Annotated in this window: 25 protein-coding genes and 3 tRNA genes; 9 read left to right on the forward strand and 19 right to left on the reverse strand. The window is 71.6% G+C overall.

Annotated elements, in window-relative coordinates; genetic code table 11:
- Positions 1-40: 40 nt before the first annotated feature.
- From DEJ50_RS15875 to DEJ50_RS15885, 4 genes are all read right to left on the reverse strand, one after another.
- Complete coding sequence (locus tag DEJ50_RS15875) at positions 41-940, reverse strand: amidohydrolase family protein (protein ID WP_190344523.1); 900 nt, start codon at positions 938-940, stop codon at positions 41-43.
- Positions 924-1262, reverse strand: a complete 339-nt coding sequence (locus DEJ50_RS33955) for an antibiotic biosynthesis monooxygenase family protein (RefSeq protein WP_190344525.1) — start codon at positions 1260-1262, stop codon at positions 924-926. Before DEJ50_RS33955 ends, DEJ50_RS15875 begins: the two co-directional genes overlap by 17 nt.
- Positions 1263-1367: 105 nt before the next feature.
- Positions 1368-2246, reverse strand: coding sequence for a DUF2797 domain-containing protein (locus DEJ50_RS15880; RefSeq protein WP_150212163.1), 879 nt, complete (start codon positions 2244-2246; stop codon positions 1368-1370).
- A gap of 5 nt (positions 2247-2251) precedes the next feature.
- On the reverse strand, positions 2252-2686 hold the full coding sequence (locus DEJ50_RS15885; RefSeq protein WP_150208649.1) for an Lrp/AsnC family transcriptional regulator: 435 nt from the start codon (positions 2684-2686) through the stop codon (positions 2252-2254).
- A 91-nt stretch (positions 2687-2777) separates the two neighbouring features.
- Between DEJ50_RS15885 and DEJ50_RS15890 the strand changes: the two genes are divergently transcribed.
- The 5 genes from DEJ50_RS15890 (at position 2778) to DEJ50_RS15910 (ending at position 8394) form a co-directional block, all read left to right on the forward strand.
- A complete protein-coding gene (locus DEJ50_RS15890) occupies positions 2778-3707 on the forward strand; it encodes an SMP-30/gluconolactonase/LRE family protein (protein ID WP_150208650.1) in 930 nt (309 codons plus the stop codon).
- Between the two features lie 195 nt (positions 3708-3902).
- Positions 3903-4277: a hypothetical protein gene (locus DEJ50_RS15895; protein ID WP_150208651.1), complete on the forward strand. Its 375-nt coding sequence runs from the start codon at positions 3903-3905 to the stop codon at positions 4275-4277.
- Between the two features lie 89 nt (positions 4278-4366).
- Complete coding sequence (locus DEJ50_RS15900; RefSeq protein WP_150208652.1) at positions 4367-5074, forward strand: ABC transporter ATP-binding protein; 708 nt, start codon at positions 4367-4369, stop codon at positions 5072-5074.
- Entirely contained in the window at positions 5074-7314 is a 2241-nt protein-coding gene (locus DEJ50_RS15905; protein WP_150208653.1) for an ABC transporter permease, read from the forward strand. The genes DEJ50_RS15900 and DEJ50_RS15905 overlap by 1 nt, the downstream gene beginning before the upstream one ends.
- A gap of 102 nt (positions 7315-7416) precedes the next feature.
- A complete protein-coding gene (locus tag DEJ50_RS15910; protein WP_150208654.1) occupies positions 7417-8394 on the forward strand; it encodes a helix-turn-helix transcriptional regulator in 978 nt (325 codons plus the stop codon).
- Positions 8395-8491: 97 nt separating this feature from the next.
- Here DEJ50_RS15910 and DEJ50_RS15915 read toward each other — a convergent pair.
- Both DEJ50_RS15915 and DEJ50_RS15920 read right to left on the reverse strand, forming a co-directional pair.
- A tRNA-Arg gene (locus tag DEJ50_RS15915) sits at positions 8492-8564 on the reverse strand.
- A 181-nt stretch (positions 8565-8745) separates the two neighbouring features.
- Positions 8746-8836, reverse strand: a tRNA-Ser gene (locus DEJ50_RS15920).
- 218 nt (positions 8837-9054) lie between these two features.
- Here DEJ50_RS15920 and DEJ50_RS15925 point away from each other — a divergent pair.
- The 3 genes from DEJ50_RS15925 to DEJ50_RS15935 all read left to right on the forward strand — a co-directional run bounded on the left by DEJ50_RS15925 (position 9055) and on the right by DEJ50_RS15935 (position 13717).
- Positions 9055-9486: an SSI family serine proteinase inhibitor gene (locus DEJ50_RS15925; protein WP_190344529.1), complete on the forward strand. Its 432-nt coding sequence runs from the start codon at positions 9055-9057 to the stop codon at positions 9484-9486.
- A gap of 119 nt (positions 9487-9605) precedes the next feature.
- Entirely contained in the window at positions 9606-13124 is a 3519-nt protein-coding gene (locus tag DEJ50_RS15930; protein WP_150208656.1) for a PAS domain-containing protein, read from the forward strand.
- 14 nt (positions 13125-13138) lie between these two features.
- Positions 13139-13717: an antibiotic biosynthesis monooxygenase gene (locus tag DEJ50_RS15935; RefSeq protein WP_150208657.1), complete on the forward strand. Its 579-nt coding sequence runs from the start codon at positions 13139-13141 to the stop codon at positions 13715-13717.
- On the opposite strand, the gene DEJ50_RS15940 is transcribed toward DEJ50_RS15935, so the two are convergent.
- From DEJ50_RS15940 to DEJ50_RS15980, 9 genes are all read right to left on the reverse strand, one after another.
- Positions 13701-15350, reverse strand: coding sequence for a long-chain fatty acid--CoA ligase (locus tag DEJ50_RS15940; RefSeq protein ID WP_150208658.1), 1650 nt, complete (start codon positions 15348-15350; stop codon positions 13701-13703). The two genes, DEJ50_RS15935 and DEJ50_RS15940, sit on opposite strands and share 17 nt — an antisense overlap.
- 238 nt (positions 15351-15588) lie before the next feature.
- Entirely contained in the window at positions 15589-16143 is a 555-nt protein-coding gene (locus DEJ50_RS15945) for a SigE family RNA polymerase sigma factor (protein ID WP_150208659.1), read from the reverse strand.
- A gap of 125 nt (positions 16144-16268) precedes the next feature.
- Positions 16269-17444 carry a lipid-transfer protein gene (locus DEJ50_RS15950; protein ID WP_150208660.1) on the reverse strand — a complete coding sequence of 392 codons (1176 nt, stop codon included), beginning with the start codon at positions 17442-17444 and terminating at the stop codon, positions 16269-16271.
- Complete coding sequence (locus DEJ50_RS15955; RefSeq protein ID WP_150208661.1) at positions 17441-17896, reverse strand: MaoC family dehydratase; 456 nt, start codon at positions 17894-17896, stop codon at positions 17441-17443. Before DEJ50_RS15955 ends, DEJ50_RS15950 begins: the two co-directional genes overlap by 4 nt.
- Entirely contained in the window at positions 17893-18930 is a 1038-nt protein-coding gene (locus DEJ50_RS15960; protein ID WP_150208662.1) for an acyl-CoA dehydrogenase family protein, read from the reverse strand. The genes DEJ50_RS15955 and DEJ50_RS15960 overlap by 4 nt, the downstream gene beginning before the upstream one ends.
- A complete protein-coding gene (locus DEJ50_RS15965; protein ID WP_223838123.1) occupies positions 18930-19832 on the reverse strand; it encodes a bifunctional MaoC family dehydratase N-terminal/OB-fold nucleic acid binding domain-containing protein in 903 nt (300 codons plus the stop codon). Before DEJ50_RS15965 ends, DEJ50_RS15960 begins: the two co-directional genes overlap by 1 nt.
- A 65-nt stretch (positions 19833-19897) precedes the next feature.
- On the reverse strand, positions 19898-21049 hold the full coding sequence (locus tag DEJ50_RS15970; protein WP_150208664.1) for an acyl-CoA dehydrogenase family protein: 1152 nt from the start codon (positions 21047-21049) through the stop codon (positions 19898-19900).
- Positions 21050-21214: 165 nt separating this feature from the next.
- Positions 21215-21526, reverse strand: coding sequence for a hypothetical protein (locus DEJ50_RS15975; RefSeq protein WP_150208665.1), 312 nt, complete (start codon positions 21524-21526; stop codon positions 21215-21217).
- 405 nt (positions 21527-21931) lie between these two features.
- A complete protein-coding gene (locus DEJ50_RS15980; RefSeq protein WP_150208666.1) occupies positions 21932-22366 on the reverse strand; it encodes a DUF6344 domain-containing protein in 435 nt (144 codons plus the stop codon).
- 156 nt (positions 22367-22522) lie between these two features.
- Here DEJ50_RS15980 and DEJ50_RS15985 point away from each other — a divergent pair, with 156 nt between their 5' ends.
- Positions 22523-23146, forward strand: a complete 624-nt coding sequence (locus DEJ50_RS15985) for a hypothetical protein (protein ID WP_150208667.1) — start codon at positions 22523-22525, stop codon at positions 23144-23146.
- Positions 23147-23219: 73 nt separating this feature from the next.
- Here DEJ50_RS15985 and DEJ50_RS15990 read toward each other — a convergent pair.
- The 4 genes from DEJ50_RS15990 to DEJ50_RS16005 form a co-directional block, all read right to left on the reverse strand.
- Positions 23220-23306: transfer RNA gene (locus tag DEJ50_RS15990), tRNA-Ser, on the reverse strand.
- 97 nt (positions 23307-23403) lie between these two features.
- Positions 23404-24354 (reverse strand): trypsin-like serine peptidase, encoded by a 951-nt coding sequence (locus DEJ50_RS15995; RefSeq protein ID WP_150208668.1) that lies wholly within the window; start codon positions 24352-24354, stop codon positions 23404-23406.
- A gap of 226 nt (positions 24355-24580) precedes the next feature.
- Entirely contained in the window at positions 24581-25627 is a 1047-nt protein-coding gene (locus DEJ50_RS16000; RefSeq protein ID WP_150208669.1) for a YeiH family protein, read from the reverse strand.
- A complete protein-coding gene (locus DEJ50_RS16005) occupies positions 25627-26178 on the reverse strand; it encodes a cysteine dioxygenase family protein (protein WP_150208670.1) in 552 nt (183 codons plus the stop codon). Before DEJ50_RS16005 ends, DEJ50_RS16000 begins: the two co-directional genes overlap by 1 nt.
- Positions 26179-26265: the final 87 nt, after the last annotated feature.

Consider the following 26265-nt stretch of genomic DNA (forward strand, 5'->3'; position numbering starts at 1 on the left):
AGCCCTCTTGCCGGTTCCTGTGAATCCTCTGAGAAACCTGTCAGCGGGGCGGGAAGAGCCGGGCGCCGTTGTCGTGGCAGACCGCCCGCAGCCAGTCGTCGCCCAGGCCGAGCCGCTCCAGGGAGTCCAGCTGGTGCTCGTACGGGTAGGGGATGTTCGGGAAGTCGGTGCCGAGGAGAATCCGGTCGCCCAGTGCGGCGAGCCGGCCGAGGGCGGCCGGCGGGAAGCCGGCGAGACGCTCGGAGAAGCCGGTGAAGACCATGGTGGTGTCGAGGCGGACCTCGGGGTGGCGCTCGGCGAGGTCGAGGAAGTCCTCGTACTCCGGCATGCCCATATGGGCGATGATCAGCGGGAGCCGGGGGTGGCGGCCGAGCAGCCGGGCGATCGGCTCGGGCCCGGTGTGCTTGCCCGGCACCGGCCCCGATCCGCAGTGGATCACCGTGGGGATCCCGGCCTCGGCGAGCAGTCCCCAGGCCGGCTCCAGCCGGGTGTCGTTCGGGTCGTACCCGCCGACCTGGAGGTGTGCCTTGAACACCCGCGCCCCGGCCTCGACGGCCCGCCGGACATATCCCTCCACCCCGTCCTCCGGGAAGAAGGTCGCGGTGTGCAGGCAGTCCGGGGTCCGGGCGGCGAAATCGGCCGACCAGGAGTTCAGCCAGGCCGCCATGGCGGGCTTGTGCGGGTAGAGCATGGAGGTGAAGGCGAGGACGCCGAACTGCCGCAGCAGGGTGACGCGTTCCTCCTCCTCGTGCCGGTAGGTGATGGGCCAGGCCACGCCGGTGAGCGGTCCCACTGCGTCGAAGTAGTCCCAGACCTTGTCCAGGACCCGTTCCGGCATGAAGTGGGTGTGCACGTCGACCAGCCCGGGCAGGCCGAGGCGGCCGGTGAACGCCCGGACGGCCGCTGCCGTCCGGGCCGCCGCCTCAGCGTCCCCGGACAAAGCCGGAACTCCGCTCCACGGTCCCGACGTGCAGGGTGTAGCTCTCGTACCACTCCTTGACGCCCCGGGCCTTGGCCTCCCGGTGCTCCAGGTTGGTGCGCCAGGCGTCGAGGGCCTCCTGGTCACGGAAGTAGCCGACGGTGATGCTGAGCCCGCCGGGGGTGTGGGCGTTCTCGTGGCCGAGGTAGCCGGGGATCTCCTTGACCAGGGAGCTCATCCGGGCGGCGGTCTCGGTGTAGCCGCTGCCGCCTTCGGTGCGGACGGAGGTGAACACGGCCATCAGATAGGGCGGTTCGAATGCCTGTATGGGCTGGTTGCTCATGCCCCCACCCTCCGCGGCGGGGGTCGGCCGTGTCCACCGCAAACCACCCGTTGATCGCAAAGGGATCCAAGATTTGACCTTCACCGCCACCGTCCGGTGCAGTCCTCAGAACAGCCCTTCCTGCTCGGCGTGTTCCTCCCCGGCGAGGCCGGTCACCGGCACGGTGGTGACCGCATCCGGCCCGGCGGCGGCCAGCACCCATCCGGCCAGCAGCCGGGCGTCCATGACCAGCCCGTCGGCGAAGTGCAGATCCGGTCCCGCCGCGCCCACCAGCAGCCCCGCGACGGTGCCTCCCGCCGTCATCCGATCGGGCTGCCGGTCCGGTCGGGGCAGCCCGGCCAGCCCGAACACCCCGGCATGGTCGACGATCCCGCAGGGCAGCCGCTCCAGGGTCTCCGGCCAGCCGGCCAGGGCAGCCGCCCGCTCGTGCAGCCCGGCCACCTCCCCGGCCCGCCCGGCGGCGTCCGGCAGCCGGTCCCGGACGGTCCGCTTGCGCGCGTAGGCGATCCGGTCGGGCACCTTGAGGGCGGCCCGCAGCAGCTCCTCGGTCCGCCGGGCAGCCATCAGCGGCCCCCGCCCGAGCCAGGTCCAGGTCACCGCGCCCTGCTCCAGCAGCCGGGCCGGACCCCGCTCCTCGGCCGTGATCCCGACCTTGATCAGACCCGGCCCGAACCAGGCGAGGTAGACGCGGTAGGGGCGGGGGTCGTCGGCCCGGGTGTCGGCGGCCACCGAGAAGGAGCGGTCCAGCCGGGCACAGTCGGCGCACTGCGCACCTGCGGATCGGGACGGAATCACGGCGGCCGTGGGACACGGGGTCCGCCGCCCGCCCCGCCACACCCCGAGGCAGGTGCGCTGCCCCGTTCCGGTGAAGGCGAGCCGCTGCCCGTACGCGAGGAGGCTGGTCCGCTCGCCGCGCTGCTCGGCGTACCAGCCGATCCCGGGCCGGCCCTCGCTCCAACGCGGCCCGGTGCAGCGCCAGATCACGGAGGTCACAGGGGCAGCGGGCGCTCGAACAAGGTCTCCAGGGCCACGGTCGCCTGGGTTCCGCTCACCCCTTCGATGGCATAGAGCCGGCGCAGCACGTCCTGGAGCTGCCCGGTGGTGGCGGTGCGCACCTTCACCAGCACGGAGGCACTGCCGGCGATGATGTGCGCCTCCTGGATCTCGTCGATGGCCGCGAACTGCCCGCCGGAGTCACCCATCCAGGCGTTCGAGTCGACCATCACGAAGGCGAGCACCCCGCTGCCGACGGCCGCCGGATCCACATCGACGGTGGTACGGCGGATGACCCCGCGCTCACGCAGCTTGCGGACCCGCTCGTGCGCGGCACCGGCCGACAGCCCCACGGCCGCGCCGAGGGCGGCGTACGACTGTCCGGCGTCCTGCTGCAGCCGCACGACGATCGCCCGGTCGATGCCATCCATGGTTCTCCTCCGCTGGACCCTTGTCAGGACCGTACCGCATCCGGCAATCTCGGTCACGACCGAACATCATTCAGAACATCAGGAGCTCTGCATGACGACATCCTCCATAGTCGACCCTGATCTGTACGAGATCCTGGACGACCGCTTCCTGACCGGCCGCTGCGCCAACGGCGACATGCGGCTGGAGCGCCTCCACGACGACTGCCGCTGGGCGGAGGGCCCGCTCTGGCTCCCCGCCTGGCGCCAACTGGTGTGGAGCGACATCCCCAACGACCGGCTGCTGCGCTGGGACGAACCGACCGGCACCGTCGGGCCGTTCCGGTCCCCGGCCGGCCACCCGAACGGCAACACCCTCGACCGGCAGGGCCGGCTGATCACCTGCGAACAGGGCAACCGCCGGGTCACCCGCACCGAACCGGACGGCACCGTGACCGCCCTCGCCACGCACTACGGAACGAAGCGGCTGAACAGCCCCAACGACGCGGTGGTCCGCTCCGACGGCTCGGTCTGGTTCTCCGACCCGGACTTCGGCATCACCAGCGACTACGAGGGCCACCGGGCGGAGAGCGAGATCGGCGCCTGCAACGTCTACCGGACCGACCCCTCGACCGGCGAGGTCCACCTCGCCGCGGACGGCTTCGCCGGCCCGAACGGCCTGGTCTTCTCCCCGGACGAACGCCACTTGTACGTGTCCGACACCCGGGCGGGCCACATCCGGGTCTTCGAGGTCCGCGAGAACGGCACCCTCTCCGACGGCAAGGTCTTCACCGAGGCCCCCGCAGACCGCACAGGGGCCCGGTTCGACAACATCCGCTTCGACGACGCGGGCCGGCTGTGGGTCGCCGCCATGGAGGACGGGGTGCACTGCTACGCCCCGGACGGCGACCTCATCGGCCGGATCCGCATCCCGGAACCGGTCTCGAACATCGCCTTCGGCGGCCCGAAGAACAACCGCATGTTCATCACGGCCACCACATCGCTCTATTCCCTGGTGCTGTCGGTGACCGGCCTGCCCCGGTAGCCGGGGCGGCAACAACTGCACGGCTCAGCTTCCTGCAGTGCAACAACATGACGGTGGTGGCTGCGCCGCGACCGAGAGAGAGTCGATCACGCGGCGGCCGGCGCAGAGGCCTACGGCGCCGGGACGGTGAGCGAAGAGCCGCCACTGCGTCCGTCCGCGTATTCAGCAGTGCATCGACCAACACGGGGAGTACTCATGTCCATCGGCAAAACTGCAACCAGGATCCTGGTGGGCGGCGCAGCCGTACTCGCACTGTCCGGGGCCGGACAGGCATTCGCCGGCGCCGGGGAAAACCTGGACTCGACGGGCATAGGCACAAAGGCCTGGAGCCACGGCACCAACGGCCAGGTCGCCATCAAGGACACCGCAAGCGACGGCTACTCCGTCTTCACCCTGTACGACCGCCGTAACAACACCGGCCTGCGCCTCAACAACTCCAACGGCAACGGCACCACCGTCCGCAGCGGCATGGACGAGTCGAACTATGTCCGCAAGGTGACTGCGTGCGTCGACCTCTGGCTCACCCCGGACACCTGCGGCAATGACGACCGGCCCGGTGACGGCTTCTAGAACGCAGTGATGCGGTGGGGCGGCGCGCAGAACGCCCCACCGCATCTGCGTTCCCGGACACCTACAACACAGTGAGGACAACCACCTCTATGCGGGCAGCACAGGACACCGCCGCAGACACGCGGACGGTACTGGAGGTCACCGGGCTCGGTCATCGGATCGGCGGACGAACGCTGTTCGACGGCCTCCACCTGTCCTTGTGCGCAGGCGAATCGATCGCCGTGACCGGGCCGTCCGGATCCGGGAAGAGCACCCTCCTGTCCTGCGTGCTGGGCCTCATCGCCCCGGACAAGGGAACGATCACCGTCACCGGCACCGAGACCACTCGCCTCCGCACCTCCCAGCGTGCCCGACTGCGCGCCCAGTCGATCGGCATGGTCTTCCAGTTCGGTGAACTCCTCCCGGAACTCAGCCCGCTGGACAACGTCGTCCTCGCCGCCCTCCTCGCCCGCCGCAGCCGGCATGACGTGCGAGACCGCGCGCAGCGCCTGCTCGATGACCTCGGCGTGCCACGGGCGGCGACCAGCCAGGAACTCTCCGGCGGAGAACGGCAGCGCACAGCGGTGGCCCGCGCCCTGATCAATGAGCCGGCCCTCCTGCTGGCCGACGAGCCGACCGGCGCCCTGGACACCGAAACCCGGGACAGGACCGCCCAATTGCTGTTCGACCTGCCGCGGCAGTACTCCTGCGGACTCCTCCTGGTCACTCACGACCCGGGCATCGCCGCCCGCGCGGACCGCACCCTGCACCTCACCGCCGGCACCCTCGAACCGGCCATCGCGGGAGAGGCACGCTGATGGCCACCACCACGAGAGGACTGGTGCGTCAGCTCCTCACCGTCGGACGCACCGCCGGCCGGAAGGCGGAAGCCGGCGGTACCCGCTTCGTCGCCCTCCTCCTCGCCACCCTGGTCCTCACCCTCGCCATGGGCAGCCTGGTCGCGGTCCACGCCGTGTACACGGGCAAGGAACAACAGCGCACCGCCAGAACCCCCGTCGTGACGGCACGCGAAGGCCATCCCGGTTCCACCGCGTGGCTTGTGGGATCCGACGCGCTCGACGGCGAACGGCGCTTCAGCGTCGTGTACCTGGCGCCGCTCCAGGGCGACGCGCCGCTGCCGCCCGGAGTGGAGCGCTGGCCCGCCCCCGGCGAGGCAGTCCTGTCACCGGCCCTCAGGAAGGCCGGCGCGGACGAGGACATCGACAACCGATACGGCAAGCTCGCCGGCACCATCCAGGCATCCGGCCTGGACGAGCCCACCGAATGGCTCGCCTACGTCCGGCCGCGCGGCGGCCTCAGTGCGGAGCTGCCGAGCGAGGTCATCACCGGCTTCGGCCCTGCCGACGGCGAGATCATGCCCGGCCTTGAACCCGGCTCGGGACGACAGGACGACAAGGCCGAATGGATGTTCCAGGCTGCTGTGGCCGGCATGCTCCTCCTGCCGGGCCTCGTCCTCCTCCTCGTCGCCGCACGCACCGGCGCCCACGCCCGCGACCGCAGGACCGCCCTGGTCTCCGCACTCGGGGGACGGCGCAGGGACCGAGCCCTCATCGCCCTCGGCGAAGCAGGCCACCCGGTGCTCATCGGTGCACTCCTCGGCGCCGCAGCCGTCACCACGACCCTGCTGCACGACACCCACATCCCCTACACCGACTACATCCTGTCGTCCGCGCACCTGATCGAACACGGCCGGCTGATCACTCTGACCCCCGTCATGGCGCTGCTGACCGTCCTTGCGGTAGTCGTCACCGCAGACCTCGCACCACGCCGGAGCGCCCACGGAACGCGCCCCCACAGCGAGGCCCCCTCCGTCTGGCTGCCCCGCATCGCCGCACTGTTCCCCGTCATGTTCCTCATAGCGCTGTACGGCCCCGGCTTCGCCGGGCAGGGCTCCCCTTGGCGCATCCCCATCGGATGGGCAGGAATCGCCGCCACGACCCTCACCCTGCCCGCCGCCGTCGCAACCGTCACGGCAGCCGGCGGACGGATCCTCACCCGCCGGGGGCAGGCCCACGGGCTGCCCGGCACCCTCGTCGCTGGACGCCGCACCGCAACCCACCCCGGTGCCACCGCCCGGGTGGTCACCGGTGTCACGGTGGCCCTCATCATCCTGATGCAGGCGGTCGCCTGGCAGGGCCTGTTCGGCTCACAGAGCGCCGGGGCACGGCACACCCTCGACCGCATCGGCCGCAGCGCCCTCACGGTCGGCGCCAAAGGAGACGTGACCACCGCGGAAATGACCGCCTTCCTGGACCGCCTGCCGAACGCCGAAGCCGTCCTGCTCGTCCCGCCGGCCGACGGCGCCGACATGCCCATGACCCTGTACGCCGGCTGCCCCGCCCTCGCCGCCCTGCGGCTTCCCTGCCCCGCCGGCACAAGCCGCATCACCGGAGTACCCGAGGACCCCCGGCTGCAAGAACTGATCCGATGGACCCCGCACGGCGAACTGATCCTGGACATCCACCGCACCGACACCCACGGCATCGCACAGCGCGCCGCGTCCCCCGAAGCGAACTTCCCCCTCGTCATCCTGCACCGCGACGGAAACGACGTCTCCACCGCGGCCGTGAAGAAGCTGTCCTACGAGGTGTTCCCCCGCGGTGCACAAGTCCGCACTCCGGGCGAGGAGCAGCTGACCGCCGGAATCCCCAACCGGGACCAGGGGCGGTGGAGCACCCTCCTCGGCGTGACCGGCATCGCCGTGCTCGCCGTGACCGCCGGCCTCAGCGCCATGGCGGAATTCCTGCGCCACGGACGTGCGCTCGCTCCCCTCTCCGTCCTCACCGGCGGCCTGCGCGTCTTCCATGCGAGCGCGGCGTGGTCCGTCCTCACCCCACTGGCCCTGGCAGGTCTTGTCGGAAGCGTTGTCGCGGCCGGCCTGGCAGCCCCGGTCACCGCGTACGGAGAGTCCTACATCACGCGTGAACTGCTCTGGTCGGCGGCGGGGATCGTCCTGGTGGTCAGCGTCCTCATGTGGCTGTGGGCAGCCACTGTCGCTGCCCGGCAGGCCCGCGCCTGGCATCCGCGCGGTGACTGACGCCGGGCCTCGTCCAGCCGCCGCACCCGCCAACGGGCCTCGTAGGATCTTGTGTTGGGCACGCCGGCATCCGATCGGCGATGCCGTGCCGACGGGGTGGGAATGACGCGGGTTCAGCACACGCATGGTCTGGAGGAGTTGTGCGAGGCGGGCAGCGAGGTCTACGCAGCGGCGCTGCGTCGGGGCCGTGTCCGACGGGAGGAAGCGGCCCGGGTGCCTTGTCTGATCGATCTGGGGTTGCTGCACCCCGATCCGCAGGCGATGGAGTGGTTGCGGCCGACGGATCCCGCTGTCGCGCTGCACGTGGCGCTCAGGGACATCGATGCGGAGATCCATGCGCAGCGATTGCGGGAGGCGAAGGTCGCCCGGTCGCTGGAGCAGTTCCAGGCACTCGGGGACACGTCGCCGGCCGTTGATGCGGGCGGGATCGTGGTGCTGGAGGGGGTCGCCCGGATCAATGCGGCGATCGAGAGGGCAACCCACGCGTGTGAGCGGGAATTGCTGTGCATCGAACCCAGGACCCGCTGCGAGTCCATCCTCGAGGAGGCGCTGCCGCGACATCTGCGACTGCGGGAGCGCGGGGTGCACACCCGCAGCGTGTACGGCAGGGCGTCGCTGCACAACCCGGCGCTGCGCGCCTTCATGGCGGCGCTGGGAGACGCGTTCGAGGTGCGCAGTGTGGGCGACGTACCGCAGCGGATGATCATCATGGACAGCACGGTCGCCTTCGTGCCGGCGAGCCCCGACCGTCGTGTTGCGCTCGAACTGCGGCATCCCGCGCTGGTCGACTACCTGATCTCCGTCTTCGAACGCTTCTGGCACCAGGCCCTGCCCTTCGAGGCCTCGGCCCCCGCCCTCCCCGGGCCCAAGGGCGTCTCGGAGCGCCAGTTCGCGATCGCGCGGCTGCTGGCGGAGGGGCATGCGGACAAGATCGTGGCCCAGCGTCTGGGAATCAGCGTGCGGACGTGCCGCAAGCACATCGCGCACCTCGCCGAACTGCTCGGCAGCGCGAACCGCGTGCAGCTCGGGGTGCTCATTGCCCGGTCGGGGTTGCTCGCCGCACCGCCGGATCCGCACTGACCACAGCCGGGCAGGGGCGGCGTCAGGGGCGCGCCCTCACCCATTTCACAAAAGCTAGAGGCCCCAAGGATCTCTCCTTGGGGCCTCCGGCCTGCTGTGCACTCGGCAGGATTCGAACCTGCAACCTTCTGATCCGTAGTCAGATGCTCTATCCGTTAAGCTACGAGTGCTTGTGCTTCCCGGGGTTTTTCGCCCCGTTGGCCTTGCGAGAACAACAATACATGGACCTCGCCGTGACGCGAAATCCGTTATCCAAACCACCCCTGACCTGCGGAAACAGCTCTTCTGGCGGGGTTCCGGAACGACCGAAGCCCCGGTCCGTCAGGACCGGGGCTTCGGTGATCACTCAAGCGGAGGCGGAGGGATTTGAACCCTCGATGGGGGGTAAGCCCCAAACCGCATTAGCAGTGCGGCGCCATAGACCGGACTAGGCGACGCCTCCAGCACACCCCCGCGTACGAGGGTGCGTGCAGATGATGACACAGGCGCGGGGCCGGTCACCAATCCGGTCCCACGGTACTAGGCGCGGCGGCACGAGAGCAAAGCCTTTCGGCGCCGGTCACCGGAACGTCCAGGCGGGGTCCTCGTTGGGCAGGCGTACGCGCACCACCCCCGGCCCACCCTCCCCGACGTACCGGACCGCCGACCCTGGAGATCTTGATGCGTCTCGTTGCCCTCGCCACCGGCTCCGCCCTCGCGGCCATGGCCGCCGGCGGCCCCCTGCCGCCCCTCCCCCTCGGCGGGCTCCTGACACCACCGCCGGACCGGCTCACCGTCACCGTGGAGCACAACGGCCCCTCCCGTGCCGCCAACGGCACGTACACCCTGGAGTGTGACCCGGTGGGCGGCACCCACCCGGAGGCCAAACGGGCGTGCGCCCGGCTCGACCGCTTCCACCAGGCCGGGAAGAACCCGTTCTCGGCCGTCTCCGCGGACCAGATCTGCACCGCGGAGTACGGCGGACGCGCCGTCGCCCGGATCACCGGTACCTGGCACGGACGCGAGGTCGATGCCGCCTTCCACCGGAAGAACGGTTGCGAGATCAAGCGCTGGCATGACTTGGAACCTGTCCTTCCGAGTCCGCGTTCCTGACCAGGGAGGATTCGGGGAGCACCGGGATCGGGCCCCCGATCCGCCGCCCCAGGCGCGGAAGGTGGCCTTAGACTCCTCCCGTGACATGCCGGTAGTCGTGGTCAGGGAGGAAGCTCGTCGTGAGCAGCAGGCCATCCCGAGGCGCTGCTCGCCTCGCAGCAATACTCGACGCTCTGCCGGACGCGCTGCTGCTCGTCAACGCGAACGGCACCGTCGTCAACGCGAATTCGATCGCGCTCGAGGTCATGGAGAGCCCCGGAACCGGGCTCGTCGGCCGCGGGCTGCTCGACCTGCTGCCCGAGTTCGACTCCAAGCTGATCCCCGGCTCCATGCGCCGCCCCGGCGACGAAGACGGCCTGCGCACCAAACCCACCCGTATGACGGCACGCCGGACCGACGGCAGCGAATTCCCCGTCGAGGTGACCAGCGCGAGTCTGGACGGCCGGGACGCCTACCGGGAGCCGCACCACTCCTACACCGGTGACGAGCTGCTGATGCTCGTCGTCCGTGACCTCTCCGGCACCGTCGACACCGAGGCGGAGCTGGCCCGCTCGCAGCGGCAGACCGAGATGATCCTGCGGGCCGCCGCCGAAGGCGTGGTGGGCACCGACACCGACGGCCGGGTGGTCCTGGTCAACCCGGCCGCCGCACAGATCCTCGGTTACCGGGCCACGGACCTCGGCAACCGCGAGCTGCACGGCCTGATCCAGCACTCCCGGGCGGACGGCTCCCCGTTCCCCTTCGAGGAATCCCCGCTCGCCGACACCCTGCGCAGCGGGCGCAAGCACCGCGTGCGCGGGCAGGTGCTGTGGAACAAGGCCGGCCAGCCGGTCGCCGTGGACCTCACCACCTCGCCGGTCCGGGACGGTGAACAGCTGGTCGGAGCGGTGATGACGTTCACCGACCGGCGGCCGTACGACGCGCTGGCCGCGCGACACGCCCAGCTGCTGGCGGTACTCGGCGACGCCCTGCGCGGGCCGCTGGAGGAGCTGCGCGGCGAACTGGCGACCCTGGCGGCGGACGACGCGGGCCAGCTGTGGCCGGAGGCGAACCAGCTGCTGCACCACCTGGCCGCGGGCTACTCGCGGATGACCACGCTGGTCGACAACGTACTCGGCTACCAGCGGCTGGACTCGGGCAGCGAGAAGCTCGCCAAGGAGACGGTGCTGATCGACGGGGTCGTCACGGCCGGCGTCGACGCCGCGGTCGAGCTGATCGGCCCGGGGCGCGCCCAGTTCGCGGTGCACGCGCCGACCATCGAGGCGGAGATCGACCCGGAGCGGATCGCCATCGCGCTCGCCCACCTGATCGCCGATGTGGCCGGGGTCGACGCCACCGGCAAGACCCCGGCGGGCAGCGGCTACACGGACTCGACGATCGTGGTGGCGGTGGCGCAGCGCGGCGAGGTCGTACGGATCGAGGTACGCGGGCCGTACGAGGGCGGGAATCCGGTGCACGAGCCGATCGTGCGGGGCATCGTGACCGCGCACGGCGGGGTGCTGCAGACCGTCGAGGTGCCGGGTGCGCCGGGCGGTGCGTACGTCCTGGAGCTGCCGCTGGGCGCGGGGGCCGGGACGGTCACCCGGCCCGACCCGGAACCCGAGGCGGAGCCCGACCGGGAAGCCGGGGCGGGACCGGGGGCCACGGCCAAGGGGCCCCGGGAGCCGCGGACACCCGGATCGCAGTCGGAGCAGGGCTCCGGCCGGCGCGGCCGGCGCGGGGTCGACGCCTTCCTGGACGAAGAGGAACCGAGCCCGGCCCCGGAGTCCGGCGGGGGTGCGCTCGCACTGCCCTCGGGGCGGCGGCGGGCAGCCGGAGCAGTGGTGCCGTCCCCGGCCGAACCCGCCGGGCCGGAGCTCGCGCAGTCCCCGGTGGACCCCGCCGGGCTGGGCACCGGACGGCGACGCGGCCGTGACGGTGACGGCCGGGCCTTGCCCGCGCTGCCGCCCGCCGAGGCCCCGGCCGGACGGCGCCGGGCGCTGGGCCCGGCCCAGCCCGCTCTCGGCCCGGTCCCGGGCACCGATTTCCCGGCGGGCACCTCTGCTCCGGGCTCCGGTACCTCCGCCGCCGGCGGCGTCGCAGCAGGCGCATCGGCCCGTCCCGGCGATGCCCCGGCCCCCGGCCCGGAAGCATCCGGCCTGGTGCCCCTGCCCAGCAGCGGCTTCACCGTGGGCCCTGCTCCCGCGTCCGCTCCGCTCCCCGACCTCACGACGCCCGCCGCCCCCGCTGCTCCCGCGGCCCCCACGACACCCCCGGCCGGCCCGGTGGCCGCCGGAGCCGCCACGCCCGGCGGGCGGCGTGGCCGCCGGGTACTCGGGAGCCCTGAGGCGGAGGACTCCCACCAGGCCGCCGCCGAGAACACCGGGCCCGGCGATCACACTCCCGCCCAGGCCCACCAGCCCACCGGCCGGCGGCGCGCCCTGCCCGGTACGGGGCCCGCTCCGGCCGGCGGGCCGGTCCCGGCAGCGGGGCCTGCTGCCGTCCCGGTGCCGGCTCCTGCCGCCGGACCCGGCACCGGTACCGGTCCTGGCGCCGCCTGGCCGGTCCCGGCTGCCCGGACTGCTCCGGAGGACGACTCCGCCGCGCCCGTCCCGGTACCGGCGGCCCGCCGGCCGAAGGACCCGGCGCAGCCCATCAGCGTCCGGACCCTCGGCCAGGGCATCAGCGTGGACCCCGGTGCCGCGGCCGGAGCGGGCCCGGCCACCGCACCCGGGGCGGAGGCGGAGGCCACCGCAGGGACCGCCGGCGGATCGGGGCGGCGGCGCAGGCTCGCCGAGCCCGCGCCGCAGGGCCGCGCCTTCGCCATAGGGGCCCCCGAAGCCGGTGCAGCCGAGGGTCCGGAACCGCTGGACGGCCCCGGCGGGGCCGTCGAAGTGGTCAACCGGCCCGTGCCGCAGCCCGTGGACGACGAGCTGCCCCCGGAGCCTTTGGACAATCCGCGCCGGCTCCTGGTGTGGCCCGCCCCGGACGTCGCGACCACCCAGGCACTCAGCGACCGCGGCTACCGGCCGGTGATCGTGCACTCCCGCGAGGAAGTCGACGCGCAGATCGCCGCCTTCCCCGCCGCCCTGTTCGTCGACCCGCTCACCGGGCCGATCACCCGCACCGCCCTGCAGTCACTGCGCCAGGCCGCGGTGGCCGCCGAGGTGCCCGTCCTGGTGACGGCCGGGCTGGGTCACGCCACGCGCGAGGCGGCGTACGGCGCGGATCCGGCCGTACTCCTGAAGGCACTCGCACCGCGCGACAGCGAGCAGCACCCCTCGCGGGTCCTGCTCATCGAGGAGAAGGACCCGATCGCCGGTGCCCTCACCGCCGCCCTGGAACGGCGCGGCATGCAGGTGGGCCGGGCCGGTGCCGACACCGACGCGGTGGAACTGGCGACCCGGATGCAGCCGAACCTCGTGGTCATGGACCTGATGCAGGTCCGGCGGCGGCGAGCCGGCATCGTGGACTGGCTGCGCGCCAACGGGCAGTTGAACCGCACCCCGCTGGTCGTCTACACGACCAGCGGCATCGACGAGGCCGAACTGCCCCGGCTCGCCTCCGGCGAGAGCGTGCTCTTCCTCGCCGAGCGGTCCACCACCGCGGAGGTGCAGGGCCGCATCGTGGACCTGCTGGCGAAGATCGGTACGAATTAGTCACCCTGGTGGCCATGGCCACCATCGAGCACACCGAGAAGCCCGTACCCGCCGACAACGGCGAGGTGACCCTCCTCATCGCCCGGCAGGTGGAGGAGGGTCACGAGGAAGCCTTCGAGAGGTGGGCCCGGGGAATCCTGGAAACGGCAGCCGGCTTCCCGGACCACCTGGGGTACGGGCTGTTCCGGCCGGCGGCCGAGGGCGCGCCCTGGTTCCTGGTGCACCGGTTCCGGGACCACGCGGCGTTCCAGCGCTGGCAGGACTCTCCCGAGCGGGCGCAGTGGTTCGCCAACTGCCAGGGCCACCACCACACCGAGATAGCCCGGCGGGAACTGCACGGTATGGAGACCTGGTTCGCCAAGCCGGGCACGACCCGGCCCGCGCCCCCGCGGTGGAAGATGGCGATCAGCTCGGGGCTGGCCATCTTCCCGATCTCGCTGGCGGGGAACGCACTGCTCGGGCCGTACCTGGTGGATCTGCATCTGGTCCTGCGGACCGCGGCCTTCGCCGGGGTCTTCAGCACGCTGATGACCTATGTGGCGATGCCCGCGGTCAGCAGGCTGCTGCGGGGCTGGCTCAGCCCAGCGTCGTGACCTCCAGCGCCCCGTCCGCGTACTGCTTGCGGATCACCTTCTTGTCGAACTTGCCGACGCTCGTCTTCGGCACCGCGTCGATGACGGTCCAGCGCTCCGGCAGCTGCCACTTGGCGATCGTCTCGCCGAGGAAGGCCCGCAGGGCGTCGTAGTCGACGGTGGATCCCGGCTTCAGGACGACGGTGGCCAGTGGCCGCTCGCCCCACTTCTCGTCGGGGACGGCGACCACGGCCGCTTCCGCGACATCGGGGTGGGCCATCAGTGCGTTCTCCAGCTCCACGCTGGAGATCCACTCGCCGCCGGACTTGATCACGTCCTTGGCCCGGTCGGTCAGGGTCAGGTAGCCGTCCGCGCTGATCACGCCGACATCGCCGGTCTTGAGCCAGCCGTCGGCGCTGAACTTGTCCTCGGGACGCAGCGGTTCGGCGCCGTCACCGTTGTAGTAGGCGGCTGCGATCCAGTTGCCGCGGACCTCCAGCTCGCCCGCGGATGCCCCGTCCCAGGGGAGGACGTCCCCGCCCGGGCCGACCAGCCGCGCCTCGACACCGGCCGGGAAGCGGCCCTGGGTGAGCCGGTAGGGCCACTCCTCCTCGGCGGTGAGCCCGGCCGGCGGGTGGGCCATGGTGCCCAGGGGGGAGGTCTCGGTCATGCCCCAGGCATGGCAGAGCCGGACGCCCAGCCTGTCGTACGCCTCCATCAGCGCGGGCGGGCAGGCGGAACCGCCGATCGTGACCTGCTTCATCGAGGACAGATCACGCGGGTTGGCGGTGACCTCGGCGAGCAGGCCCTGCCAGATGGTGGGAACGGCAGCCGCGTGCGAGGGCTTCTCCCGCTCGATCATCTCGGCGAGCGGGCCGGGCTGCAGGAACCGGTCCGGCATCAGCATGTTGACGCCGGTCATAAAGGTGGCGTGCGGCAGACCCCAGGCATTGACGTGGAACTGCGGGACCACGACCAGGGTGGTGTCCCGGCCGGTCAGACCCATCGACTCGGTCATGTTCACCTGCATGGAGTGCAGGTAGATGGAGCGGTGGGAGTAGACCACGCCCTTGGGGTCGCCGGTGGTGCCAGAGGTGTAGCACATGGCGGCGGCCTGGCGCTCGTCCAGCTCCGGCCACGGATAGGCGGTGGGCCGGTCCGCGATCAGGTCCTCGTAGTCGTGTACCCGGACGGGCAGCGCTTCGAGGCCGGAGCGGTCGCCGGGGCCGGAGACGATCACGTGTTCCACGGTCGGCAGGTGCGGGAGCAGCGGCACCAGCAGCGGCAGCAGGCTGCCGTTGACGAAGACCACCCGGTCGGCGGCGTGGTTCACGATGAAGACGAGCTGCTCGGGAGGCAGCCGGAGGTTCAGGGTGTGCAGGACCGCGCCCATGGACGGGATCGCGAAGTAGGCCTCGACATGCTCGGCGTTGTTCCACATGAGGGTGGCGACCCGCTCGTCCTGCCGGACGCCGAGTTCGTCGCGGAGGGCATGGGCGAGCCGGTGCGTACGGGTGCCGATCTCGGCGAAGCTGCGGCGCTGCGGCTCGGGCTCGCCGGTCCAGGTGCTGACCTGGGAGCTTCCGTGGATCGTCATGCCGTGCTGCAGTATGCGGCTGACGAGCAGTGGTACGTCCTGCATGGTGCTCAGCAAAGCGTCCTCCCGGGGGCGCTGCGGCTCTGCGGCGGCTCGGCCTGGTTCCTGCCGATTCTGCGCACGTACCGGTCGGCATGTCACTACCCGGGAGTACAAACGGGTGCACGAAAGCATGTGTGGTTACGTGCACAGCGCGGGAGCTCGCGCAGCGGGCACGGCGCACTGTTTCACGTGAAACGGTGCGCAGCGGGCAGCAGGCGCTGTTTCACGTGAAACAGGGACCGGCCGGGGCAGTTCAGGAGGCCGGGCAGAGCTCCGGGCTGAGCTCGGGGTCCTGCCGGAGCTTGCCGAGCGCACGTGAGACGGCGCTCTTGACGGTGCCGACCGACACTCCCAGCAACTCGGCGGTCTGGGCCTCGCTGAGGTCCTCGTAGTACCGGAGGACGACCATGGCCCGCTGCCGGTCGGGCAGCCGGGTCACGGCCCGCCACATCGCATCGCGCAGCGCCTGGATCTCGGCGGGGTCGGCAGCCGGCGGAGCCTCGGTCTCGGGGAGCTCCTCACAGGCGAACTCGTCGACCTTGCGCTTGCGCCACTGGGAGGTGCGGGTGTTGACCAGGGCCCTGCGGACATAGCCGTCGAGTGCCCGGTGGTCCTCGATGCGGTCCCAGGCGACATAGGTCTTGGCGAGCGCCGTCTGCAGCAGGTCCTCGGCATCGCAGGGGTTGGCGGTGAGGGAGCGCGCGGTGCGCATGAGGACGGGCCCGCGCGTCCGTACGTACGACGAGAACGACGGGTAGGTCGGGCGCGTCGACGGGAGTGAGGCATCCGTGCACACAGGCGTGGTCATGGCTCCACGCTAGGAGGGCGGGTACCCCCTCGGGATCGCCCGGAGGTGCCGAAGCCGGGTCCCCCTCAGGTTGTAGGGGTGGGGCCGGCCCGACCTCCTGAAGGTGGAGGAGCCGGCCCCCGGGGTTAGCCGATGGTCGATTCCGCGCCCAGGATCAGACCGGAGGTCGGCACCCCGGTACCCGCCGTCACCAGGACGTGCCCGGCTCCGGCGACCTGGTTGACAGAGCTGCCGCGCAGCTGGCGGACGGCTTCGGCGATGCCGTTCATGCCGTGCAGATAGGCCTCGCCGAGCTGGCCGCCATGGGTGTTGATCGGCAGCTCCCCGGCCGCGGTGAACCCGGCGGCCTCACCGGGCTTGCAGAAGCCGAACTCCTCCAGCTGCATCAGCACGAAGGGGGTGAAGTGGTCGTAGAGGATGCCGACGTCGATGTCCGACGGGCGCAGCCCGGAGGTCCGCCACAGCTGCCGGGCCACCACGCTCATCTCGGCGAGGCCGGTGAGGTCGTCCCGGTAGAAGGAGGTCATGCCCTCCTGGCGGCGGCCTGCGCCCTGCGCCGCAGCCGTGATCACGGCGGGTGCGTGCCGCAGGTCCCTGGCCCGTTCGGTCGAGGTCACGACGATGGCCTGGCCGCCGTCGGTCTCCTGGCAGCAGTCCAGGAGACGGAGCGGCTCCACGATCCAGCGCGAGGCGGCGTGGTCGGCGAGGGTGATGGGCTTGCCGTGGAAGTAGGCGGCCGGATTGTTCGCGGCGTGCCGCCGCCCGGTGACCGCCACATGGCCGAAGGCCTCCGGGGTCAGCCCGAAACTGTGCAGGTAGCGCTGGGCGGTCATGGCCACCCAGGAGGCGGGGGTGAGCAGTCCCCAGGGCAGAGACCAGCCGAGTGCGGCGCCTTCCGCCGAGGGTTCGCGCTGCTGGACGCCGGAGCCGAAGCGGCGTCCGGAGCGCTCGTTGAAGGCGCGGTAGCAGACCACGACCTCGGCCACCCCGGTGGCGACGGCGAGCGCGGCCTGCTGGACGGTGGCGCAGGCTGCGCCACCGCCGTAGTGGATCCGGGAGAAGAAGGAGAGTTCCCCGATCCCGGCCGCCTGGGCGACGGTGATCTCGGGGCTGGTGTCCATGGTGAAGGTGACCATGCCGTCCACGTCGGCGGGGGTGAGCCCGGCGTCGTCGAGGGCGGCATGGACGGCCTCGACGGCCAGCTTCAGCTCGCTGCGGCCGGAGTCCTTGGAGAACTCGGTGGCGCCGATGCCTGCGATGGCGGCCCTGCCGCCGAGCAGGTCGCGGCTGCGGACGCTCATGCCGGCACCTCCGCCGAGCCCGCCGCCCGTATCTCCACCGGGGCGGCTGCCGGTATCTCCGCCGAGGCAGCAGCCGGTATCTCCGCCGTGACCGTGCCCGTCACATGGTGGCCGATGCCATTGGCGCCGACCACCCGGATCTCCACGCTGTCCCCGGCCACGGCCGTGACCGTCCCGGTGAGGACCATGGTGTCCCCGGGGTAGTTGGGTGCGCCGAGGCGGATCGCCACCTTGCGGAGCACGGCCTGCGGTCCGAGGTGGTCGGTGATGTACCGGCCGACCAGCCCGTTGGTGGTGAGGATGTTCATGAAGATGTCGGGGGAGCCCTTCTGCCGGGCGAGTTCCGCGTCGTGGTGCACGTCCTGGTAATCCCGTGAGGCGACGGCCCCGGCGACGATCAGGGTGCGGGTGATGGGGATCTCCAGCGGCGGCAGCGTGTCGCCGATGTTCATGCCTGCTCCTTTGCCAGTACGCCGCCGAGCTCGGCCAGCAGCTCGGCCCCGCAGCCCAGGTACGCGTCGAGTTGCCGCCCCCACAGGAAGTGCCGGTGGACGGGATGGTCGAGGTCGGCCCCCATTCCGCCGTGCAGGTGCTGGCCGGCGTGCACGACCCGGGTGCCCGCCTCGGCAGCCCACCAGGCGGCGGTCAGTGCCTGATCGGCCGCGGGCAGGCCTTCGTCGATGCGCCAGGCCGCTTCGTACGCGGTGACCCGGATCGCCTCGGTGTCCATGTGGGCGTCGGCGGCGCGCAGCATCACGCCCTGGTGGGTGGAGAGGGGACGTCCGAACTGTTCGCGGGTGGAGGTGTGGCTGACGGCGCGGGCCAGCGAGCCGGCGCAGACCCCCGCCTGGAGTCCGGCGAACGCGGTACGGGCTGCTGCCAGGACCTCCGCGTACGCCGTCCCCTCGTCCGGGGCGCCCAGGGGCTCGGCCTCGGCGCCGGACAGGGTCAGCCGGCCGGCAGCCCAGGGAGCGGTGGTCTCCACGGCGGCGGTCTGCACCCCGGGCGCGTCCGTCCGTACCAGCCACAGGGCCCGCCGGCTGTCCGGCACCAGCACATGGGTGGCGTCGCGGAGCCAGGGCACGGCGGGCAGCACCCCGGTGAGGCGCCCGGCGTCGGCGGTGACCCGGCTCCGGGCCGGGAAGGCTCCGGTGGCCACCGCCGTGCCCTCACCGAGGGCGGGCAGCAGCCGGGCCCGCTGTTCCTCGGTGCCGTGGGCGGCGACCGGCCGGACGCCGTACACGCAGGTGGCGGCGAGCGGGACCTGGGCGGTGGTGCGGCCCTGTTCCTCCAGCAGCAGCACCAGTCCGAGCAGGCCGATGTCGAGGGACGCCGCGACCAGTCCGGCGGTGGTGAGGGCTTTCCACAGCTCGGCGTCCGTGCCGGTGCCGGCGGCGGTGAGCCGCTCGTGGGTGGAGAGGTCGCCGAAGATCCGGGCGGCCAGACCGGCCGCCGCCGTCTGCTCCTCGGTGGGGTGGAAGTCCATCAGGCCTCGCTCGCGCGGAAGACGGGGAGTTCAAAGTCGTCGTCGACGCGGAGGAACTCCAGCTGGACGGGCATGCCGATGCGCACCGTGTCGTAGGGCACGCCGGTGATGTTGCTGATGATCCGGACGCCTTCGGCGAGTTCCACGAGGGCGACGGCATAGGGCGGATCGAAGGCGGGGAACGGCGGATGGTGCATGACCACGTACGAGAAGACGGTTCCGGCACCGGAGGCCTCGACGGTGTCCCAGTCGGGGCTCGCGCAGTGGTTGCAGCCCGGCAGCCAGGGGAACCGGAGGGTGGTGCAGGCGGTGCAGCGCTGGATGAGGAGCCGGTGACGGCGGACTCCGTCCCAGAACCCCTGATTGTCGCGGTTGATCACGGGGCGGGGCCGGCGCGGCTTCGGATCCTCCTGGGGCTTCGACCGGGCGGCCGGAGCGTACTTGAGGATCCGGAACCGGTGGGTTCCGGCGAGTTCGCCGTTGGCACGGATGTCCGTCCGCGTGGTCACGAAGTGGCCGGTGCCGAGTTTGGTGGTCTTGCGGGGGGAGACGGATTCGATGACCGAGTCGAAGGTGACGGTGTCGCCGGGGCGCAGCGGGCGGAGGTACTCCTGCTCGCAGTCGGTGGCGACCACGGAGGTGCAGCCCGCGCCGTCGAGGAGGGCGAAGAGCTCGTCATGGGCGCTGGACCGGCCCCCGTCGTCGGAATGGCCGGAGAGTCCGGCCATCGTCCAGGCCTGGAGCATGGTGGGCGGGGCGACCGCGTCCGGGCCGGTGTAGGCGGCGTTGGTGTCCCCCATCGCCTCGCACCAGTGGCGGATCATGGGCTGGTTGACCGGGTCGCGGCCCTGGGCGGCGGTGGCGGCGGGCCGCCCTTCGAAGGCCCTGAGCCGGTCGTACAGCTCGTCCTCGCCCGTACTCCGGCTCTCGCTCGGCGTCTCGCTCCGGTTCCCGCTCCTGCTCGCACTCACCGCTTGCGCCCCTTCATGCCGAGCCGCATCATCGCGACGATCTCCCGCTGGACCTCGCTGACCCCGCCGCCGAAGGTGTTGATCTGGGCGGCACGGTTCAGCCGCTCCAGCTCGCCGCCACCGAACCCGGCCGGGCCCCGGACCATGGCCTCCTCCCCGACGATCTGCTGGCAGATCCGGTACACCTCGACGGTGGTCTCGGTGCCGAGGAACTTGACGCCGCTTGCATCTCCGGGAGCCAGGGTGCCGGCGCCCACGTCCTGGACGAGCCTCCAGTTGAGCAGCCGTACGGCGGCCAGCCGGGCGTGCGCCTCGGCGAGCAGGGACTGCACCCACGGGCGGTCGGCGGGGCGCTCGCCGGTGTCCGGGTCGGGGGTCCTGGCGTGGCCGAGGGCCTCGGCGTAGAAGTCCTCGGCCTGCATGCCGATGGCGGCGAGGGCGACACGCTCGTGGTTGAGCTGGTTGGTGATCAGGCCCCAGCCGCCGTGCTCGGGCCCGACCAGGTTGCCCGCCGGCACCCGGATGGCGTCGTAGTAGGTGGCGGTGGTGGTCAGGCCGCCGACGGTGTCGATGGGGGTCCAGGAGAACCCGGGGTCGTCGGTGGGGACCAGGATGATCGAGATGCCCCGGTGCTTGGGGGCTTCGGGGTCGGTGCGGCAGGCGAGCCAGATCCAGTCGGCGTTCTGGGCGTTCGAGGTGAAGATCTTCTGGCCGTCGACCACCCAGTCCGCGCCCTCGCGGACGGCCTTCGTACGGAGGGCGGCGAGATCGGTGCCGGCCTCGGGCTCGGAGTAGCCGATGGCGAAGATCAGCTCGCCCTTGAGGATGCGGGGGAGGAAGTAGTCCTTCTGCTCCCTGGTCCCGTACTTCATCAGGGTCGGGCCGACGGTGTTCAGGGTGACCATGGAGACGGGGGCGCCCGCCCGGTAGGCCTCGTCGAAGAAGACGAACTGCTCGTCCGGGCCACGGCCCTGGCCGCCGTATTCGACGGGCCAGCCGAGGCCGAGCAGGCCGTCGGCGCCGATCCGGAGCAGCAGCTCCCGCTGCACGGCGGGGTGCTGTGGCGGCCCGTCGGGCATCACCTGCCGGAAATAGGCCCGCAGTTCGGCACGGAGCCGCACCTGGTCTTCGGTCGGGGCGAGGTGCACGGTGCTGGCCTCCCGGCATCGCGTCGTCGAATGAAACTGACTGTCCGTCAGATCCATCCCGGATGTCAAGGTCGGGAGCCAGACCGGAAAAACGCCGGAGCGCCTGCGCTACCGGACCCCAGCCGGTCCGGTCGCGCAGGCGCCCACGGCGCTTGGAAGGGAGATCTACCACCAGGGGTGGAAGTTCACCGCCACGTTGGAGTTCGACTGGTCGATGGCCGTGAAGGCCGAGCCGTTGACCTGCGCGCTGTTGTTCTGGTTGGACGCACCGGAGCCGGTGGCAACCTGCTGCGTGGTGGAGGAGTTGCCGAAGTTGTCCCCGCCGACCCCGCTGCCGATGATCCCCGCGACGCTCGAGTTCGATCCGTCGTTCGCGAAGGAGCCGATGTCGGCCTGGGCAACCCCGCCGAAGAGGGCGAACGCGAGGGGAAGAGCGGCGGCTGCGGCGACAACGCGGGCGGTGCGGATGCTTGCCATGTCTGAATCCTCCAGATACCCGAAGTGAGAGTCATTCCAAGGCAGTTGGCCGACCGCCTCGGTCGTGTGGTGACGACGTCGCGAGACCAGAGTTGCCCACCGAATCCCCGGCGAACCAGCCCTCAGGGCACTATTCCCCCGCAAGCATGAGCAACATCGGATAAACCTCATTCGCGCCCCCAGAGTCCCAGGCCAGAGCCCCTGCCACTGCTGAAACCCCTGCCACACAACGGACGAAGCGTTCCGGCAATCCGACCGGCCCCGGGCATGCCAAAAAGGGCCGCGACCCCACGGGAGACCGCCGTCTCCCGGGTCTGCGACCCTGCAATCCCAAGCTTCACGCCCCCCGCGCGCCCCCGGCGCACACCGGGGCACCCGTTCCCATCCCGAACCCCGTTGCCACCGCTACGCGGCCAGCACCACGTCTTCGGCCGCGCCCTCCCCGGACGGGGCCCGGTACAGCGTCTGGTACGCGGTCCCGGCCAACGCGGCGGCCGTGGTCGACCGGCGGACCGAGGGGGAGGAACCGTGCGCCTCGGCCCGGATCCGCTGCGCAAGGGTGGGCGGGAGCCCGCTGCCGCGCATCACAGCCCGCCAGCTGCGCCGGGACGGCCGGGCCGGCCTGTCACCTGACGGGGCCCCGACCGGGACGCCGGCTCCTGCAGCAGCCGGGACCACCGGAGCTGCCAGAGCTGCCGGAGCCGCCGGCGCGGACCCGGCGGGACCCGCGGCTACAGCCGCACGGCCCCTCAGGCCGAAGGAGGTGAAGAACGCCACGAGCGCGGCGAGAACGGCGGTGACGGCGGTGCGAATCGACGCGACCTTGCTGGTTCCAGCCATGACGGCCTCTCACTTCCCGATGTTCCGACGGGCGGATCTGCATACATTCGTCATGATGCGGACGCAACCGCAGCACCGGCCCGACGCGCGCCGATCTTCCGACAAACACCACCCGCCCGGAGCATCACCCACCGGGCCCGGAGAACAATTCCGGGCATGGGGACAGACATACACGGGTTCATCGAGTGCCGCTGGGATCGCTGGCTGGACGAGGACGACCGCAGCTGGCATGCGGCCATCGACCTCACTCACCTCTACAACGGGCGCTCCTACCTCGCCTTTGGATCCCTGTTCGGCATGCGCGACACCACGACCTTCCGCCCGCTCGCAGATGACCGCGGCCTGCCCGCTGACGTGTCGCGGGAGACCCTCGCCGACTACGGGTCCTGGAGCCCGGACTCGCACCGTGCATCCTGGATCACCTGGGCGGAGCTGGCGGCCACGGACTGGGAAGAGGAAGCGAACGAGGTCGACGAGTGCATCCACGAGTACCACCGCAGCCCGGACGGAACCTGGGAGCTGCACGGCCGGAACACCGGCCTCGACCGCTTTGCCGAGCTCGCCGGCCTCACCGACCCCCGCACTGTCTACCGCGCGGGCCGCACCTACCCCGAGGGCACCGAGTGGCCCGACGGTGATCGTCTCTTCCGCGTCGGCCGCCTCCGCCGGAAGCACGCTGTGCCCGACAGCGACTGGGGTGCCGTCTGGTCGGTCATGCACACCCTCGCGAGTCTGCACGGTGACGAGGGCGTCCGCCTGGTCGTCTGGTTCGACGGCTGACCCAGACCGCATGCAGAAGGGGTGCCACCGATCGGTGGCACCCCTTCCAAGCTGGGCCATGGCCCGGCTGTAGCGGTGGGTGTGGGATTTGAACCCACGGTGACATCGCTGCCACGACGGTTTTCAAGACCGTTCCCTTAGGCCGCTCGGGCAACCCACCTGGCCGGTACAGAGTACCGGGCGGTGAGGGGTGGGCGGGGCGGTCGAGGGAGGGCTGAGGTGGCTGCGGATGGGGCAGCGGGTGGGTCAGGGGTGGGTCAGGCGGTCTGGGCCTTGTCGTAGGCGGCCTTCGCCTCGTTGCCGAAGTACGGGCCGTACATGCGGTTCGGCAGGAAGGTGTAGCCGAAGCTGTTCACCGACACCTGGGTACCCAGGCCCGTGGCCTCGTTGAAGTCCTGGAACCAGGGTCCGCCGCTGGAGCCGCCGGTCATATTGCAGGCCAGGCTGTGGTCCTTGGTCAGCAGGAAGTCCTTGCCGCTGTTGCCACTGCAGTAGACCAGCTTGGTGCCGTCGTACGGCGCGGCTGCCGGGAAGCCGAAGGAGTACATCCGCTTGTTGTAGCCGCCGTTGAACAGCAGGCCCTGGGCGCCGACCACCTGGCTGAGTTTCTGCCCGTTCAGCGGAGCCACGACCGCGTAGCCCACATCGTGGTTCATGTCCTCGCTCGCCGCCCACTGGTCGGTGGCGAAGGTCTTGGTCGCCGACCACTGGCCGTACGGTGCGCTGCCGTTGTTGTACGCCGGCACGAACACCCAGTTGGTGTGCCAGGAGCCCTGGTACTTCACGCAGTGGCCGGCCGTGATGACGGTGCTGCCGTTGGCGCTGGTGATCGAGTCACCGGAGCAGGAGGCCGTACGGTCGCCCAGCGTGAAGAACACCCGGCCGGAAGTCCTCACCACCGCTCCGCCGCCCGTCCAGGCGCCACCGGCCTGCGGGAAGGCGGTGGGGGAGGCGGCCTCGGTCGGGGCGATCCGGGTGGCGGCGGGGGAGGTGGAGACCTCCAGCCGGCCGGCTCCGGGGGCCGCCGTCACATCGAGGGGGGTCGCGGAACGCATCCGTTCGGCGGTCCAGAAGCCCGGGGTGTGCTGCTGCCGGAACGATGCGGGGGCGTCGGAGGCGGCGGCCGAGGGGGTGGCGGCCGTCAGGGCCCCTGCGATCAGGGCGGCCGTGGTCATCAGGACCGAAACGGCCGTGCGATTGCGATTCACGCATGACTCCTTCTGCCGTGCCCTGGGCCGGTCGGACCCGGGCAGGGTGGGGGTGAAGTGCTGTCGGTGCGGATCGGGTTGCGGGGGCAGAGTGGCACGGAGGGGATGGATTGTCAGGTAGTCGTCAGAACGTTCGGTCGGTTCCGGCCAGGATTGGCCGACTTCCACCCGCCGGGTCGTGCCACCTCGCATCACCCCGTACCGCCCCGCCCCACACCGGCCGCCGTCATACGGTCAGCAGCACGCCCGCGTACGACACCCCGGCCACCACCACCCAGGCCCCCAGCCCCAGCAGCGCAGCCCGCCCACCGGTGCGGGCCAGGGAGGGCAGGTGCACCGCGCTCCCCAGGCCGAACAGTGCCGCCGCCAGCAGACCCTCCTGGGCCGTACGCGACCACTCCAGGGCCACCTCCGGCACCAGACCGGTCGTACGCAGCGCCACCGCCATCAGGAAGCCCGCCACGAACAGCGGCACCGGCGCCGGCCGCCGCCCCGAAGCCGTCCGCTCCCCGCGCCGCCTGGCCCGCAGGGCAAAGGCCACCGCGGCCACCAGCGGTGCCAGCAGCGCCACCCGCATCAGCTTGACCAGAACCGCCTCGCCCAGGGCCGCCGGGCCGGACGTCTGTGCCGTCGCCACCACCTGGCCCACATCGTGCACGCTCGCCCCCACCCAGCGGCCGAAGCCGAGGTCGGTCAGGCCCAACGGACCTTGGAGCAGCGGGAGAACGGCGATGGCCAAGGTCCCGCACAGGGTCACCAGCGCCACCGAGGAGGCCACATCCTCCTCATCGCTGCCGGACACCTGGCTCACCGCGCCGATCGCCGAGGCCCCGCAGATCGAGTAGCCGGTGGCGATCAGCAACGGCTGGTCCCCGCGCAGGCCGAGCCGGCGACCCAGCCAGAGGGTGCCCAGGAAGGTCACGGCCACCACGCCGAGCACCATGGCCACGGCCGCCCAGCCCAGCCGGAGCACCTCCTCCAGGCCCAGACCCAGCCCCAACAGCACAATCCCGATCCGCATCAGCCGCCGCCCGGCCAGCGACAGCCCGGGGCGGGCGGCGCCACGGACGAAGGTCCGCATCCGGGGCAGATGAGCCGCTGCGATGCCCAGCACCACCGAGGCGGTCAGCAGCGGAACCGCCGGCACCAGCCGGTGCACACCCCAGGCGAGCAGTGCGCCGCCCGTCGCGGTGGCCAACCCGGGCCAGGATGCGGGTGTTTCACGTGAAACATGACGAACGGCCGCGCCCTGCTGCCGGTTGAGGAGGGCCATCACTCTGCGGGGAGCGTGTACACGCGGCGGATGCTGGTGCCCAGCCGAGAGACGTCGGCGCCATAGACATGGATCGATATCGCCTTGGTCCGGCAGGAGTTGCGCACCCGGTGGATATCGCCGGGCGGGGCGAACCCGCACACCTCTCCGGGCCCGTTGACCACGTCCTCGGTGGGCATCAGCCGCGCCACGCCCTCGGGACCCGGGGCCAGCCGGTAGCGCCGCTCGCTCTCCTCGCCCTGGTGCACCCCGGCCACGCACCATGCGACGTGATCGTGAATGCAGGTCTCCTGCCCGGGCAGCCACACCAGGGCGACCACGGAGAAGCCGCCGTCCGGCTCGGCATGCAGGATGTGCTGCCGGTAGTGGTCCGGGTCGCCCTCGTGCTGGGCCGGGGTGAGCAGATCGTGCGCCCCCAGGTGCGGGGCGAGGAGTTCGCCGACCAGGTAGGCGGTCAGGTCCGGGGCGAGCCCCCGGTCGACGACCGTACGGATCTCACGGACGAGGGCGGCCATCCTCGCGGTGGTGCGGGCCGGCAAGGTCGTGGTCATATCCGCAGCGTGCGTCGGACCACCCATCACGTCCAACGACAGTTTCGACCCGGAATCCCAACCGGAGCTTATGGATCGAGAACGGCA

It is taken from the genome of Streptomyces venezuelae (genome assembly GCF_008642295.1).
Classification (GTDB): Bacteria; Actinomycetota; Actinomycetes; order Streptomycetales; family Streptomycetaceae; genus Streptomyces; species Streptomyces venezuelae_C.

Coding starts and splice junctions, on each gene's coding strand:
- DEJ50_RS33955 (WP_190344525.1), bottom strand. CDS start 1,262: ATGAGCAACCAGCCCATACAGGCATTCGAACCGCCCTATCTGATGGCC.
- DEJ50_RS15885 (WP_150208649.1), bottom strand. CDS start 2,686: ATGGATGGCATCGACCGGGCGATCGTCGTGCGGCTGCAGCAGGACGCC.
- DEJ50_RS15890 (WP_150208650.1), top strand. CDS start 2,778: ATGACGACATCCTCCATAGTCGACCCTGATCTGTACGAGATCCTGGAC.
- DEJ50_RS15895 (WP_150208651.1), top strand. CDS start 3,903: ATGTCCATCGGCAAAACTGCAACCAGGATCCTGGTGGGCGGCGCAGCC.
- DEJ50_RS15900 (WP_150208652.1), top strand. CDS start 4,367: ATGCGGGCAGCACAGGACACCGCCGCAGACACGCGGACGGTACTGGAG.
- DEJ50_RS15905 (WP_150208653.1), top strand. CDS start 5,074: ATGGCCACCACCACGAGAGGACTGGTGCGTCAGCTCCTCACCGTCGGA.
- DEJ50_RS15910 (WP_150208654.1), top strand. CDS start 7,417: ATGACGCGGGTTCAGCACACGCATGGTCTGGAGGAGTTGTGCGAGGCG.
- DEJ50_RS15925 (WP_190344529.1), top strand. CDS start 9,055: ATGCGTCTCGTTGCCCTCGCCACCGGCTCCGCCCTCGCGGCCATGGCC.
- DEJ50_RS15935 (WP_150208657.1), top strand. CDS start 13,139: ATGGCCACCATCGAGCACACCGAGAAGCCCGTACCCGCCGACAACGGC.
- DEJ50_RS15945 (WP_150208659.1), bottom strand. CDS start 16,143: ATGACCACGCCTGTGTGCACGGATGCCTCACTCCCGTCGACGCGCCCG.
- DEJ50_RS15950 (WP_150208660.1), bottom strand. CDS start 17,444: ATGAGCGTCCGCAGCCGCGACCTGCTCGGCGGCAGGGCCGCCATCGCA.
- DEJ50_RS15955 (WP_150208661.1), bottom strand. CDS start 17,896: ATGAACATCGGCGACACGCTGCCGCCGCTGGAGATCCCCATCACCCGC.
- DEJ50_RS15960 (WP_150208662.1), bottom strand. CDS start 18,930: ATGGACTTCCACCCCACCGAGGAGCAGACGGCGGCGGCCGGTCTGGCC.
- DEJ50_RS15975 (WP_150208665.1), bottom strand. CDS start 21,526: ATGGCAAGCATCCGCACCGCCCGCGTTGTCGCCGCAGCCGCCGCTCTT.
- DEJ50_RS15980 (WP_150208666.1), bottom strand. CDS start 22,366: ATGGCTGGAACCAGCAAGGTCGCGTCGATTCGCACCGCCGTCACCGCC.
- DEJ50_RS15985 (WP_150208667.1), top strand. CDS start 22,523: ATGGGGACAGACATACACGGGTTCATCGAGTGCCGCTGGGATCGCTGG.
- DEJ50_RS16000 (WP_150208669.1), bottom strand. CDS start 25,627: ATGGCCCTCCTCAACCGGCAGCAGGGCGCGGCCGTTCGTCATGTTTCA.
- DEJ50_RS16005 (WP_150208670.1), bottom strand. CDS start 26,178: ATGACCACGACCTTGCCGGCCCGCACCACCGCGAGGATGGCCGCCCTC.